The sequence below is a fragment of the Acinetobacter sp. TWP2-2-3 genome (assembly GCF_049896445.1).
Lineage (GTDB): Bacteria > Pseudomonadota > Gammaproteobacteria > Pseudomonadales > Moraxellaceae > Acinetobacter.
In genome coordinates this window covers 16,111-30,653 of the sequence record NZ_JAFCUI010000013.1, presented here as the reverse complement: position 1 = coordinate 30,653, position 14,543 = coordinate 16,111, and the positions used below count along the sequence as shown (strand labels likewise).

Genomic DNA, 14,543 nt, shown 5'->3' with positions numbered 1-14,543 from the left:
CCGCACAATAATAAAGCTTAAAATTATAACTATAAAATGCCAAAACCTATCCATATGCTGCTGGAGCAGCTCGGGCTTAAGCGCCAGCATCGTGCGCTACATTTACAGTTTTCACATCCTCCTTTAAATCATCAGGTTTTGATTCAGCGGATTGAGGGTCAGCATCAGATCAATCAAGGTCTGCAGGCTGAACTGATCTGTCTTTCCACTCATGCTCATATTGCCTTGAAACAGTTTATCGGCTGTCGGGTGGCCATTGATCAGGTCACAGACCGGGGTGAACTTTTCCGGACTACGGGCATTATTACTGCAGCCAGCCAAGGACAGAATGATGGAGCTTTGACCCTGTATAAACTGACGCTGAATGACGCGACTGCACTCTGGCAGAAGCGCCGTAACAGTCGGGTTTTTATGAACAAGACGGTGCGCGAGATCAGTGAAATCCTGTTCAGTGAATGGCAAAACAGAAGTGCATTATTCGCGGTCAGTCTCAGCCTGGATTTGACAGGACTCAGCCGGGACTATGATGTCCGGCCTTTTGTGATGCAATCTAATGAATCGGATTATGATTTTCTGACCCGTTTATGGCGTAGCGAAGGAATTAACTGGCTGATCGATGAAAAGCAATTAACTGTGCCTGTATCAGCCAGCGAGATTCAAGCTCAGTTTTTAAAACTGGTAGATCATTCCCAATATTTTTCAGCTTTAAAACGCCGTTCCATCCGGTTTCATCGCAGTCATGCCACCGAACAGCTGGACACATTGACCAGTCTGATTGCGGTACGTCAGCTCAATCCGAATAGTACCCAAACCCAGCGCTGGCATGCCCAGCAACTTGCTCAAGATCAAAGCCAGCCTTTATTCAGTAATCATCAGCAAAGTGATATTCACGCAAATGCCACTCTTCAGCTTGAAGATGCGTGGAACATCAGTCCGGCCTGGACCGGCGACTTAAATCATGAGGATCAGGTGACAGCATCTGGTATAGCCCAACTGGATCGACTCAATCAGCAGCTCAGTGACTATCATGCTTTGCAGTCTAAATATTTTAAAGCCAGTAGCAGCGTACGAGATGCTCAGGTTGGATACTGGTTTGAACTGCAACAGCATCCTGAAATTGATCAGCATCCTGCCCATCAACGTGAATTTCTGATTTTAGCTAAGCGGTTTTATAACCAGAACAATTTACCCAAAGATATCTTATCTCAGCTGGACAGTTTGCTTGAGAAGAGCGGCTGGCAGATGACACAGGAGGAACGACAGGCCAATGAACTACAGATGGTGCGCCGTGAAATCCCGGTTGTTCCTGAGTACCACCCCTTCATTCATCGGCCTGCTGCATATCCGCAACGGGCTCGAGTGGTCGGACCTGAAGGTGAAACGATTCATGTCGATGCATGGGGGCGGGTGAAAGTTCGTTTTCTATTTACCCGGAGTGAGGATCATCAGCATGATGGCGGTGCAGGCAGCAATGACAATGATAGTGATTCTGCCTGGGTGGATGTTTTGACCCCTTGGGCGGGTGAGGGCTATGGCATCAGGTTGCATCCGCGAATTGGCGAAATTGTAGTGATTGACTTCTTTGAAGGTGATATCGACCGGCCCTTTGTGGTGGGACGGATTCATGAAGCAGAACGGCATCCGACCATGTTTGATGCAAAAGGAGAACTTCCTGCGACCAAAAAACTCAGTGGCATCCGTTCTCAGGAGGTCGATGGTGAGGGCTTTAACCAGTTGCGTTTTGATGATACGACTGGACAGATCAGTGTACAGCTGCAAAGTAGTCATGCAGCCAGCCAGCTCAATCTGGGAAATCTAAGCCACCCCAAAGAAAGTGAAAGCAGCGAAGGTCGGGGAGAAGGTTTTGAGTTAAGAACGGATCATTGGGGTGCCATACGTGCAGGGAAAGGCTTGCTGATTTCCACTTATGGGCAAGAGTCAGCCGCAGGCAATCACCTGGATGCTGACTCAGCCAAAGAACAGCTTGAATCGAATCTCAATCATAGTAAAGCCTTGAGTGATATTGCAGAAAAACAGCAGGCTGATCCATTGGAATTTTTTGATAGTTTAAAACAGTTTCTGAATCAGATTGAAGCTGAAGACCGGGGCAAAGCTACTGCATTTAAACAGGCGGTGATGCTGTTAACCGCACCCCAATCGATTGCACTGAGCACAAAGGAAAATATTCATTTATCCGCTGATCAGCAAATCAATCAGAGTGCCGGGGACAATATTCATTTTTCCACACAGAAATCTTTAGTTGCTCATGCACAGGACCGGATCAGTTTGTTCGCTGCTCAAGAAGGCGTAAGTGTCTATGCAGCTCAAGGCAAAATTGAAATACAAGCCCAAGATGATGCAATTGAAGCGATTGCCCGCAAGGTAATCAAGCTTATTTCGACTGAAGACAAGATCGAAATCACCAGTCCGAAGGAGATCGTACTGACCGCTGGAGGGTCTCAAATTAAGATCAATGGTGGTGGAGTAATGGTCACAACTGGTGGGAAATTTGAGTGTAAGGCCGGGCAGCATCTGTTTACGAAAGGTCAAAATATTATTGAACAAAAAATAAATCTTCCAAAAATGAAAACATTATTCAGTAATAAAATTAACTATCAGTGGACTAACCAGTCTGCAGGAGAAAAAGAAATTTTTATTCTAAATAAGTTGGATGGGAACTTAATTAAAACTAAGAAGTCTGTATTAAATGAAAATAATCAATTAAGTACTTTAAGATTCTATACCTCTCAACCCACAGATTTCGTGGCTTTAGGATTTAATTCTTTACAAACTCATCTCATTCAAGACTTAGATAATGAAAGTATTGATGAACTATTGTATGAGATAGAAGAAAGGGATTTAGAGGATGATGTATATACTGAAGAGGATGTCGAATGATGAGCAATTTAGTTACCATAACATCAAAAATTTATGATGCTTCAGGAAAATATGTCATTAATTTAAAAGTTAAATCACGCTATAAAGGTTCATCGAGAGAAAATACAAATAAAACAGATAAAGATGGTTTATTTATATTTCAGGGTTCACCAAATCGAACTGTGGAAATTTTAGCTAAGCCACCTAATGTGGAAGATTATATCGTTATTAAAACGATTGATTCTTCAATCATTTCTTCTAGAAAGAATCCTGTAAAAGTATCCTTGCCTAAAAGTATAGAGGAGTATCATAAAGAAAAAGTGATGCCTACTACAAAAGGTATAGTTACGACTTTATTTAAAATAATAGACTGCAATGAGAAAATATTAACGAGTTTCCCGGTAAAATCTCGCCCTAAAGGAAAACAAAGTTCATTTGAACGTCATACCAATGAGCAGGGCATTGTAGAGGTGGTATCTTCACCTAATCGAGATATTGAAATTCTAGTTTTGACTTCAAATGATGAGTTTGCTCTAAAAGGTGCTGTTAACTCTGAGCATGGCTCTCAAATACCACAAATAATTAAATTAGACGAACCCTGCGAAAACTTTAAAAGTGAATCAAATATCCAACTTCTAGATAGAGAAGGAAATAGTTATATCGTTGAAAATACAAAGATCGAGATACTTTATCTAGGAAATAAGATAACCAAAATTTCAAATACCTCTGATGGTAAATTTTCATTTCCAAGCATGATTGGAGAAAAAATACAGATCACGGTATTTAAACCTGATGGTAATCCCTTGGAACCGAAAACTCATGTGGTAAAAAGAATTAAAGAAGATGCCATAAAAATGAAATTAGATGTGGACTTAACGGTAGGTCGAACTGTACTAAATAAGCCAAGAATAGAGAAAAATTTAAAAATAAGTAAATGTGTCTGTAATAGGGATATTTCAGCAGAAGAATTTAAAAAAATAACAACTAGTGCCACAGCTATAAGCTTTCTTAATGATTTAAATGAACAATTTAAAAAACTTAATATGATTAATTGTCTTGAAAAGGCTCATTTTATAGCACACACATTACATGAAACTGCAAGTTATTCTTTGCTAGAAGAAGGATTAGGTGGTAAATCTGAAAGTGAAGTTTATGATGGCTATAAAGGACGTGGCTTAATGCAATTAACCTATAAAAATAATTATGAGCTTTATGGGTTAGCAGTGAATGAAAACTTTTTAGGAAATAATAAACATAGAATTGCTAAAGAAAAAAAACATGCTGTAGGTTCTGCAGTATGGTATTGGCATCATTCTAAAGCTGGCAATTTGAGTCCTCATGCCATTAATAATGATTTAATAGCAACTTGTGCTTTAATTAATGGCGGATATAACGGATTTGATGATAGAGAGAAATACTATAAAAGAGCTGTAATCGCTCTTAATATAAAAACCTGTTTAAATTTAGATAAGAAAATAGTTGATAATCTTGATAATTATACGAAATTTGAAAATAGTTATATTTATTTTAATAAAATTGGTGAATGCTTTGGATGGGGTTTATGGAGTGATCCTGCTGGTTACAAAAAAGGAAAATTAAAAAACTCTAATGAGTCAAAAAAAGGATACTCAAGATTTCTAGAAATGTGTAAAGACAAAGATTATCCTTTTGGTTATAAACAAGATAAGAAAGGGAACAAAGTTGGCAGAAAGAGGTATGGTTATAGTGCGAATTCTGCAATAACATTAGCTAAAAAGAGGTTAAAAGAATTATGAAAAAAATTATACTTATTTTTTTTGCTCTAGTGGTATGTACAAGCGCACAATCAAATGATGAATATTATTGTCTGATAAGTGAAAAGAAATCTATTTTGTTAGTTTCTAGTAAGTATCCTGATATTAATTTTGTAAAATATTATCCCTATTTGAAAAATATTAAAATATCAAGACCTATAAAAGAAAAAAATGTCGATATGGGTGATAATGCTAAGCCTGAAGTCTATAGAACAATGAATGAAATCATTAATGGAGAAATTACTGGGTATTATACTTTTATGTCACAAGGTTATCTTTTATATGATGTCGAATATAAAAATTTAAGAACCAAGAAGACTACTATTTTTAATAAAAGTAACATACATATAGATAATATAAGTTGCTTATAACTCTTTAAATTCTATTTTAATCTTAGTTAAAAAGCATAAATCGAAATAAGATTTATGCTTAATTTTAAAGTGAATTTACAAAACCTCTTCCAGTAACTCCTCACTCGGTGCAAAGTAATAGGCACCATCCAGAGGTGTTACAAAATGCAGCAGGCGGTCATGAATTCCATCACCAGATGTACCGAACATACGTTCTAACATAGCATCAATAATTTTCAGGTCTTTGGTGTAGGCAATAAAGAATAGACCCTGGTCGCCACGTCCGTCACCATATGGCAAGGAGTGACGCAGGATTTCCATTTCTTCACCTTCTTCATCTTCAACTACAGTACGTGCCACGTGCGCATTTTCAGGTTTGACTTCATCATCCAATTCAATGGATTCAAGCTTGGTGCGACCCATAACCTGTTCCTGAGTATCAACTTTTAGCTTTTTCCATTTTTCCAGGTTATGCGCGTAACGCTGGGCAAAAATAAATGAACCATCTTGGAAAATACCTGAATCTTCACCTAATAATGCGACTTCAGCACGATCATCCGGGAATTGCGGATTTTCAGTCCCATCAATAAAGCCAGTAATGTCACGACCATCAAAATATCGGAAGCATACCCGCTCATCCAGTACCTGAACCTGGGCCTGAATACCTTCAAAAAAAGCCTGACTGAGCGCAAAACAGATATCAGCACGGGCACTGGCAATATGAATCAGTACATCTGCTGGAACCACGGGCATTTCGAATGAACCCTGAATAGGTGCAAGCTGTTTAAATCCTGCAGGAGCTTGATCATAAAGTTTTGCCCACAGTTCAGGACCAAAAGCCACTGCCGTTTTAATTTGTGCTTGAGGATGTTGCGTAATAAGACGATCACGCGAAGTAAAAAGATGTTCGAGTTGTTCTTTTAATTGTTCAATACTCAAATCTTTAAGACGTAAAACAATAAAACGGGCATGATCTGAAGGAAGTGGCAAGATTACCGATTGGGCTGTCATTCATGGCTCCTGTAAGGATAGATCCTGTTTTTAATGTACATATTGTGCCTGAAGCTAGACAGAGTGAATAGTGCAATGCCTTATATTTAAGCAGGTTTTTAGCCTGATTTTATTAGAAAATTCATATAATATTGGGCAAGTTTTGCTGAGTTAAATATCCATGTCCTATCAAATGTGGTTTGCCTATATGCTGGCCTGCTGGGTGATTAGTGTGTCTCCGGGCGCTGGTGCAATTGCATCGATGTCGAGCGGATTGAATTATGGTTTTCGGCATGGTTACTGGAATGCGCTGGGTCTGCAACTGGCGTTATTGGTGCAGATTGCAGTGGTTGCGGCAGGCGTGGGAGTTTTGTTTGCGACAACCCCGTGGGCATTTTTAGTGGTGAAATGGTTTGGTGTCGGCTATTTATTGTATTTGGCTATTTTGCAGTGGAAAGCACCTGCACAATCTATCGAAATTAAACATGAATTGGCGCGAAAATCGAGAGGGAAACTGGTATTGCATGGTTTCTTGGTTAATATCAGTAATCCTAAAGCCATCGTATTTTTACTGGCCGTCTTGCCGCAATTTCTGGATTTGTCCAAGCCTCAATGGATTCAGTATTTGATTATGGCTGCGACAATGGTGACGATTGATCTGATTGTGATGGCGGGTTATACCGGATTGGCTGCTAAAGTTTTAAGGCTACTAAAATCACCGAAACAACAAAAAGTCATGAACCGGACTTTTGCCGGTTTATTTGCAGGCGCTGCATTTTTATTGAGTTTGGTGCATCAATAAAGAGTGTTTGCTCTCTCCTTAAAGGAGAGAGGCGGAATAGATCATTAGAAAATCATCATGATTTAAAAGAAAGATTAAGCCAGCTTTTTAAACTTTTGCACACAGAAGATCAGTGCAAACAGCACTGCCATGGTCAGGACAATGGTTAAACCAGTCGAAGTATTGAGACCGGCACTCGACCACAGACCCACGGTCACCCCAATTTGCGCAATCACAAATGCCCAGATCACCATTTGTTTTGGTGAATGTGCAAGTAATCGTGCAGTCAGGGCAGGGATCACCAGTAATGCCCCCATCAAGAGTGAACCGACTGCTTTCAGGGCAAGCACGGTAAACAATGCCAATAACAACATAAAGATCAGGCGTTGCCATTTGGCATTTACACCTTCACTGACCGCCATGTCCGGATCAATTGCGATTTGAATCTGCGCTTGCCAGCTTTTATAGAGAACGGCTAAGGCCAGAATAATCACGATAGCAAAGGTGGGTAAGTCCGCCCAAGAAATCGTCAGTAGATCACCAAATAGATAGCTGAGAAGTTCCGGTCTTAAACTCGGTAAATGCTGAATGAACAATAATCCCGAGCAAAGCAGTGTTGCTGAACATAAGGCCAGCAAGGCATCATTCGGCAGGCGTGGGTCATGCAGTACCCACAAAATCCCGACCAATAATAAGGCAATAAAAGTGACTCCCATCCACAGCGGTAAACTTAAAGCTCCAGCAATGGCAACACCGAGTAAAGTACCGTGTGCCATGGTATCGGCAAAAAATGACATACGCCGCCAGAGCATGAGACAGCCCAGCGGTGCAGTCAGAAATACCAATAGCGTTCCCATGATCCATGCAGGTAAAAGGAGTTGTAACCAATCCATCATGGTTTAAGCTTCCGGCTCGGGGTGAATATGAGGACGCGAATCATGCTGACAGGGTGTGGCAGAATCACCATGCGCACAATGATCATGATGATGCTGGTAGAATACCCGGTTAGTGCCAAAAATTGCCTGATATTCGGGATGTTGCTGCACACTTTCCGGCAGCCCGCTACAACAGATATGCTTATTCAAGCAGACCACACGAGTCGTACCTTGCATCACCCATTGCAAGTCATGTGAAACCATCAGTACGGCACAGCCATATTTTTCCGGCAAGTTACGCACATATTCATACAGTTCAGCTTCGGACTGGATGTCTAGACCCTGCATCGGTTCGTCGAGAACTAAAATGTCCGGCTGGCGTAATAAGGCGCGGGCCAGTAGCACCCGCTGACGTTCACCGCCAGACAACTGCTGAACTTTAGAATCTTGCAGTTTACTAATACCAGTATCCCGGATAATTTCAGTTTTAATCTGGGACGGGCATTTTTCTAGTGCCAATAAATCTTTCACTCGTAGCGGCAAGCTATATGATGGATTAAATTTCTGTGGCACATAAGAGAATTTGAGTTTGCGCGCAGTTTTGATCTCACCCGATTGTGGTTTTAGTATGCCCAGCATGACTTTAATTAAGGTCGATTTACCAGCACCATTGGGACCAATCAGTGTGACAATTTCTTTCTCTTGTAATGAGAAATCAATGGCTTTTAGGATATCGCGCTCATCGATTTTGACCCAGATCTTGGAGAGCTGAATCAGGGGAGAGGCACTTAAGCTTTGTTGCGGCACTGCTGACAAATTCCTGAAATTTCGATAATGCTGTGATGTGCCGTGAAGTCGTCCGAGCTTGCCAGTGCATCGAGTTGATTGAGCAGGCCCTGAGCCGACGCTTCTTTCACGGCTTTACATTCGGTACAGATTAAAAAAGCAGCCTGATGACCTTCACGCGGATGGCAACAGGGAATATAGGCATTGATCGAGGTCAGGCGATGAATCAGCCCTTTGCTTAATAAAAAATCCAGAGTGCGATACACCGTTGGTGGGGCTGCAGGACGATCGCTGGCATTTTTCATTTGTGCCAGCAGATCATAGGCGCCCATCGGGCCATGCGCATTCAGAATGAGTTCCAGCACTTCTTTACGTAAAGGCGTAAGGCGTGCGCCGCTTGCTGCACAAAGACTTTCCGCTTCAGCAAGACGTTGTGCGACATTGGGATGGTCGTGCACGCCGTGCAATGCGTTGTGGTGTTCGTGCGAACAGGAACCCATAGTTCACCTCAAGTGCGAAACTGAAAATTAATAGATTTCAAATCTTAACATGAAGCGTTCTGAGTTTCGATTGGGCATAGGTATTTTTGTATTTTTGTTATATTATAACACTTCCTGATTTTATCGTTTTTAAGTGATTTCTACTCATGTTCCGTCTTCTTGCAATCAGTCTGCTCGCATTGTTCAGTACACTCAGTTGGTCACAAAGTCTGGTGGTGTCTACGCAGCCGATCCATCTGATTGCCAAGAAAATTACCCAAGGTGTGGAACAGCCGACTTTATTGCTGGCCAACCAAAGTGGACATGATGTGAGTCTGACTCCGGCGCATCGAAAAACTATTCAGAATGCAGGTCTGGTGATCTGGCTGGGTCAGGCGCATGAAGCACCCTTGGCGAAAGTGCTGAATGAAAGTAATAAAGGTATCGCACTTTTAGACTCCGGAATTTTGACTACCTTGCCGATGCGTAATCCGCGTGGCGAGGCCTTAAAAAATACGGTAGACACGCATGTCTGGCTCGATCCGAATAATGCGGTACGGATAGGTTTCTTTATTGCGGCGCTACGTTCGCAGCAACTGCCGGAGCATCGTGAACGCTACTGGAAAAATGCCCGTGACTTTGCACAAAACATGTTTGCTACGGCCCAGCGTTATAGTTCAAGCAACAAGGCCAAACCTTATTGGTCTTATCACGATGCCTACCAGTATCTTGAGCGCCCACTCAATTTAAAATTCATGGGGGCGCTGACCGATGATCCACATGTTTCGCCAACCGTAGCCCAAATCAAGTTTTTACAGGATCATCGTCCACAGCGCAAAATGTGTCTGCTGGCCGAAGGTCATGCCAGTGAAAACCAGTACCGCAAACTCAATCCGGTACTGTTCCAGCATGTCGATGAAAGCATGAGCGGGGCAAGGGACTTTGTGCAGGCTTGGCAGCAATTGGCTACAGAAACCCAGAAATGTGTACTAAATGCACGCTAATGGTTTAAAAAATAGACAGATTTTGATTAGTTTAACAGCAGTGGCCCGATTTAAAAAAACACGACTAAGGTCGGGAAAAGATTGCATGTTCAGGGGTGTAACTCTATAATGCCTGCGATTAAAAATAATCACCTGTTAAACTTGTCAAGCATGATTGCTGTGAGTGAATAAATAATGAGCCGAACTAGTCGCTTGATTGACCGACGATTAGCGAAAGCTTTGGTCCTCCTGCAAGCCTGTATGATCCCTGTTTCAGCCTTGATCGGCTGGGTCGTGAAAGACTCAACCGCAGCCTTGAGTGCAGCATTAGGTGCACTGGTATGTTGGCTCGCGACTTGTTATTTTTCGTGGCAATCGTTTCGAGCAGCAGGAGCCCGCGCGTCTAAACAAGTTCTTTCGAACATGTATAAAGGCTTGATGGGAAAGTTTGCCATTGTGATTGTTGGTTTCATTTTAATTTTAAGCAATGTTAAACCGTTGTCAGCGGTGGCGTTGTTTTGTGGTTTTATACTTGTTCAAGCCATGTCGTGGGTCGCTCCGTTTTGGGCGTCACGTCTACAAAAATGAGTATAAGCACAACAAGAAATTGAAAAGTTTTTCAGGAGCAGGCGAGATATCAAGCAGCACGCGATATTCGTTTGTTCTATTAGTTTTTTGACATTGACCAGGTGTGATTTATGGCTGCTGAAGAACATGCCCTTACTTCGACCGAGTATATCAAGCATCACTTGACCAACATGACCTATGGCAAAATGCCGGACGGTACGTGGAAATTGGCCGAGAGCGGTGCTGAAGCTCAACAGATGGGGTTCACTGCTATTCACTTGGATTCAATGGGTTGGTCTATCGGACTGGGTCTGATTTTCTGTTTGTTGTTCTGGTTGGTTGCGAAAGCGGCTAATGCTGGTGTTCCTACCAAGTTCCAGTCTGCAATTGAAATGATTATCGAGTTTGTAGATTCAAGTGTACGTGATACCTTCCACGGGAAGTCTCGATTAATTGCACCCTTAGCATTAACCATTTTCGTGTGGATTTTCCTCATGAACTTGATGGATTTGATCCCTGTTGACTTTATTCCTTATGTAGCTCAACACGCGATTGCTTCTATGCTGGGTGTAGACCCTCATCAGGTTTACTTTAAAATTGTTCCGACTACAGATCCAAACATTACCCTCGGTATGTCTATTTCTGTATTCTTCTTAATTATTTTCTATAGTATTCGTGAGAAAGGTGTTGGCGGCTTCGTTGGTGAGTTAGCACTGAACCCATTTAACCCAAGTAATCCAGTTGCTAAAGTGCTTTTAATTCCATTCAACTTATTGTTGGAATTGACTACTTTCTTGGCGCGACCAGTTTCATTGGCTCTACGACTGTTCGGTAACATGTATGCGGGTGAGTTAATCTTCATTCTTATCGCGTTATTACCGTTCTGGATCCAGTGGGCGTTGTCTGTGCCTTGGGCGATTTTCCACATTTTGATTATTACGCTACAAGCATTCATTTTCATGATGTTGACTATCGTGTACATGAGTATGGCAAGCGAAAAGCATTAATGGTATTGCCTAACTGTCAACGGATGGTTGGGCACACAATTTTTTAACTTAATTTGGTATAAAACCTAACCTCTGAGGAATTATCATGGAACTCACTTTAGGTCTAGTTGCAATTGCATCTGCTATCTTGATCGCTTTCGGTGCTTTAGGTACTGCGATTGGTTTTGGTCTTCTAGGCGGCCGTTTCCTTGAAGCTGTAGCTCGTCAACCAGAATTGGCTCCACAACTTCAAACTCGTATGTTCTTAATCGCGGGTCTTCTTGATGCTGTGCCTATGATCGGTGTTGGTATTGGCTTGTTCTTCATCTTCGCTAATCCATTTGTAGGTTAATCAGCTTAATTCCGAAATTCACTATTTGAGGAATTTGCAATGAATATCAACCTCACATTGTTTGGCCAAGCGATTGCGTTTGCGATTTTTGTCGCATTCTGCATGAAGTTTGTATGGCCACCACTAATCAATGCGATTAGTGAACGTCAGCGTAAAATCGCTGATGGCTTAAATGCTGCTGAAAAAGCGAAGGCTGACCTTGCAGATGCGCAAGCACAAGTGAAAGCTGAGTTAGACGCGGCAAAAGCACAAGCGGCTCAATTGATCGAACAAGCGAACCGTCGTGGTGCACAATTGATCGAAGAAGCGCGTACCCAAGCTGCGGCTGAAGGTGAGCGTATTCGTCAACAGGCTAAAGAAGCTGTTGATACTGAAATCAATGCTGCTCGCGAAGAATTGCGTCAACAAGTGGCTGCTCTTGCAGTAACTGGTGCTGAGAAAATTCTTAGCCAGCAAGTTGATGCAGAAGCTCACAATGCCATGCTGACTCAGCTGGCTGCTAAACTTTAAGAGAGGCGGATTATGGCTGAACTCTTGACGTTGGCACGCCCATACGCTAAAGCAGCATTTGCTTACGCTTCTGAGCAAAGTGCAACTGACTCTTGGTCAACAGCACTTGAATTGCTCAGTGCTGCGGTGCAAGACGAAGCATTTTCAGCTTATCTAAATCGCCCTGAGCTTACACCTGCTGAGCAGGTGGCTCTTTTTGCGAAAGTTTTAGGTGAAGACCAAACTGCAGCAGTGTCTAACTTCCTGACATTGCTTGCAGAGAATAACCGTTTGGTTCTTCTTCCTGAGATTGCAGCAGAATATGAGCAGCTTAAATCACAGAATAACAATACTGTGGATGTAGTGATTGAATCTGCATTCCCATTGACTTCTGTACAGGAACAATTACTTGCGCATGCATTAGAGAAAAAATTCGAAGCTGCCGTAAATGTTTCTGTAGAAGTTAACCCAGCGCTGATTGCTGGTGTAGTTATTCGTGCAGGCGACCAAGTGATAGATGATTCTGCGCTTAACAAGCTTGAAAAAATGCGTACTCGTCTTCTTGCTTAATTGCATTTAGAAGACTGAACTTTAAAAAGATTGAGGTATAGCGCAATGCAACAACTGAATCCATCCGAGATCAGTGCGCTCATTAAACAGCGTATCGGCGATCTGGACACCAGCGCAACCGCTAAGAACGAAGGAACCATTGTTATGGTTTCCGACGGTATTGTGCGTATTCACGGCTTAGCTGACGCTATGTACGGTGAAATGATCGAATTCGACGGCGGCCTTTACGGTATGGCACTGAACCTAGAACAGGATTCAGTGGGCGTCGTTGTTTTAGGTAACTACTTAAGCCTTCAAGAAGGTCAAAAAGCGCGTTGCACAGGTCGTGTATTAGAAGTTCCGGTTGGTCCAGAACTTTTAGGCCGTGTAGTAGATGCTTTGGGTAACCCGATTGATGGTAAAGGCCCTATTGATGCAAAATTAACTGATGCTGTTGAAAAAGTAGCACCAGGCGTAATTTGGCGTCAATCAGTGGATCAACCTGTACAAACTGGTTATAAATCAGTAGATACAATGATCCCTGTAGGCCGTGGTCAACGTGAGTTGATCATTGGTGACCGTCAAACTGGTAAAACAGCAATGGCGATCGACGCGATCATCGCTCAGAAAAACTCTGGCATTAAATGTGTATACGTAGCAATCGGTCAAAAACAATCGACTATCGCTAACGTGGTACGCAAGCTAGAAGAAACTGGCGCTATGGCGTATACAACTGTTGTAGCTGCAGCTGCAGCTGATCCAGCAGCAATGCTGTATCTAGCTCCGTATTCTGGCTGTACAATGGGCGAATACTTCCGTGACCGCGGTGAAGATGCGTTAATCATTTATGATGACTTGTCTAAGCAAGCTGTTGCTTACCGTCAAATTTCATTGCTTTTACGCCGTCCACCAGGTCGTGAAGCGTATCCAGGTGACGTGTTCTATCTACACTCGCGTCTACTTGAACGTGCTTCTCGTGTATCTGCTGACTACGTTGAGAAATTCACTAACGGTGAAGTTAAAGGCCAAACTGGTTCATTAACTGCATTGCCGATTATTGAAACTCAAGCGGGTGACGTATCTGCATTCGTACCAACCAACGTAATTTCGATTACTGATGGTCAGATCTTCCTTGAAACATCATTATTCAACGCAGGTATTCGTCCTGCTGTGAACGCGGGTATCTCTGTATCTCGTGTTGGTGGTTCAGCGCAAACTAAGATCATCAAGAAATTGTCTGGTGGTATCCGTACTGCTTTGGCGCAATACCGTGAATTGGCAGCATTTGCTCAGTTCGCTTCTGATCTTGACGAAGCAACTCGTAAGCAACTTGAACATGGTCAACGTGTAACTGAGTTAATGAAGCAAAAACAATATGCTCCATACTCAATTGCTGACCAAGCTGTTTCAATTTATGCATCTAACGAAGGCTACATGGCTGACGTAGACGTTAAGAAAATCGTAGACTTTGATGCTGCGTTAATTTCTTACTTCCGTTCAGAACATGCTGCGTTAATGCAACAAATCGATGCCTCTGGTGATTACAACAAAGACATCGAAGCTGCAATCAAAGCAGGTATTGAAAGCTTTAAAGCGACTCAAACTTACTAATTTCAACCTCTGTTGAATTTAGTGTCGGTTTGGTTCACGGAATCAACCTTCGGAAGCTCGCAAGGGCTTTCGAAT

General features: G+C 42.3%; 15 protein-coding genes. 11 read left to right on the top strand and 4 right to left on the bottom strand.

The genetic code is table 11. The features are described from left to right. Positions 1–36 precede the first annotated feature (36 nt). From ACP7AK_RS13745 to ACP7AK_RS13735, 3 genes are read left to right on the top strand one after another with little or no spacing between them, the layout of a single operon-like run. On the top strand, positions 37–2,898 hold the full coding sequence (locus tag ACP7AK_RS13745) for a type VI secretion system Vgr family protein (RefSeq protein WP_425880125.1): 2,862 nt from the start codon (positions 37–39) through the stop codon (positions 2,896–2,898). Beyond that, positions 2,895–4,652 (top strand): glycoside hydrolase family 19 protein, encoded by a 1,758-nt coding sequence (locus ACP7AK_RS13740; RefSeq protein WP_311204140.1) that lies wholly within the window; start codon positions 2,895–2,897, stop codon positions 4,650–4,652. Before ACP7AK_RS13745 ends, ACP7AK_RS13740 begins: the two co-directional genes overlap by 4 nt. Further along, positions 4,649–5,041: a hypothetical protein gene (locus ACP7AK_RS13735; RefSeq protein ID WP_180181000.1), complete on the top strand. Its 393-nt coding sequence runs from the start codon at positions 4,649–4,651 to the stop codon at positions 5,039–5,041. Before ACP7AK_RS13740 ends, ACP7AK_RS13735 begins: the two co-directional genes overlap by 4 nt. Before the next feature lie 75 nt (positions 5,042–5,116). Here ACP7AK_RS13735 and ACP7AK_RS13730 read toward each other — a convergent pair whose 3' ends face one another. Beyond that, a complete protein-coding gene (locus ACP7AK_RS13730) occupies positions 5,117–6,031 on the bottom strand; it encodes a Dyp-type peroxidase (RefSeq protein WP_005105126.1) in 915 nt (304 codons plus the stop codon). Positions 6,032–6,191: 160 nt separating this feature from the next. Here ACP7AK_RS13730 and ACP7AK_RS13725 point away from each other — a divergent pair, with 160 nt between their 5' ends. Next, positions 6,192–6,812, top strand: a complete 621-nt coding sequence (locus ACP7AK_RS13725) for a LysE family transporter (protein ID WP_425880124.1) — start codon at positions 6,192–6,194, stop codon at positions 6,810–6,812. A 74-nt stretch (positions 6,813–6,886) separates the two neighbouring features. Here ACP7AK_RS13725 and znuB read toward each other — a convergent pair whose 3' ends face one another. From znuB to ACP7AK_RS13710, 3 genes are read right to left on the bottom strand one after another with little or no spacing between them, the layout of a single operon-like run. Then, the gene (gene znuB / locus ACP7AK_RS13720) at positions 6,887–7,687 is read right to left on the bottom strand and encodes a zinc ABC transporter permease subunit ZnuB (protein ID WP_138743288.1); all 801 of its coding nucleotides are present in this window, start codon (positions 7,685–7,687) and stop codon (positions 6,887–6,889) included. 3 nt (positions 7,688–7,690) lie between these two features. Then, the gene (znuC, locus tag ACP7AK_RS13715) at positions 7,691–8,482 is read right to left on the bottom strand and encodes a zinc ABC transporter ATP-binding protein ZnuC (protein ID WP_171065008.1); all 792 of its coding nucleotides are present in this window, start codon (positions 8,480–8,482) and stop codon (positions 7,691–7,693) included. Continuing rightward, positions 8,455–8,952, bottom strand: coding sequence for a transcriptional repressor (locus tag ACP7AK_RS13710; RefSeq protein WP_085064895.1), 498 nt, complete (start codon positions 8,950–8,952; stop codon positions 8,455–8,457). The genes znuC and ACP7AK_RS13710 overlap by 28 nt, the downstream gene beginning before the upstream one ends. A 146-nt stretch (positions 8,953–9,098) precedes the next feature. Between ACP7AK_RS13710 and ACP7AK_RS13705 the strand changes: the two genes are divergently transcribed. The 7 genes from ACP7AK_RS13705 (at position 9,099) to atpA (ending at position 14,468) form a co-directional block, all read left to right on the top strand. Next, positions 9,099–9,935 (top strand): metal ABC transporter solute-binding protein, Zn/Mn family, encoded by an 837-nt coding sequence (locus ACP7AK_RS13705; protein WP_005105131.1) that lies wholly within the window; start codon positions 9,099–9,101, stop codon positions 9,933–9,935. A 174-nt stretch (positions 9,936–10,109) separates the two neighbouring features. After that, positions 10,110–10,502 (top strand): ATP synthase subunit I, encoded by a 393-nt coding sequence (locus tag ACP7AK_RS13700; RefSeq protein WP_004280982.1) that lies wholly within the window; start codon positions 10,110–10,112, stop codon positions 10,500–10,502. Positions 10,503–10,612: 110 nt separating this feature from the next. Next, the gene (atpB, locus tag ACP7AK_RS13695; protein WP_004644859.1) at positions 10,613–11,488 is read left to right on the top strand and encodes a F0F1 ATP synthase subunit A; all 876 of its coding nucleotides are present in this window, start codon (positions 10,613–10,615) and stop codon (positions 11,486–11,488) included. Between the two features lie 85 nt (positions 11,489–11,573). Further along, positions 11,574–11,819 (top strand): F0F1 ATP synthase subunit C, encoded by a 246-nt coding sequence (gene atpE / locus ACP7AK_RS13690; protein WP_000424060.1) that lies wholly within the window; start codon positions 11,574–11,576, stop codon positions 11,817–11,819. 39 nt (positions 11,820–11,858) lie between these two features. Further along, positions 11,859–12,329, top strand: coding sequence for a F0F1 ATP synthase subunit B (locus ACP7AK_RS13685; protein WP_004280990.1), 471 nt, complete (start codon positions 11,859–11,861; stop codon positions 12,327–12,329). A gap of 12 nt (positions 12,330–12,341) precedes the next feature. Further along, the gene (locus ACP7AK_RS13680) at positions 12,342–12,878 is read left to right on the top strand and encodes a F0F1 ATP synthase subunit delta (protein ID WP_004280992.1); all 537 of its coding nucleotides are present in this window, start codon (positions 12,342–12,344) and stop codon (positions 12,876–12,878) included. 45 nt (positions 12,879–12,923) lie between these two features. Continuing rightward, complete coding sequence (atpA, locus tag ACP7AK_RS13675) at positions 12,924–14,468, top strand: F0F1 ATP synthase subunit alpha (protein ID WP_004644861.1); 1,545 nt, start codon at positions 12,924–12,926, stop codon at positions 14,466–14,468. Positions 14,469–14,543 lie beyond the last annotated feature (75 nt).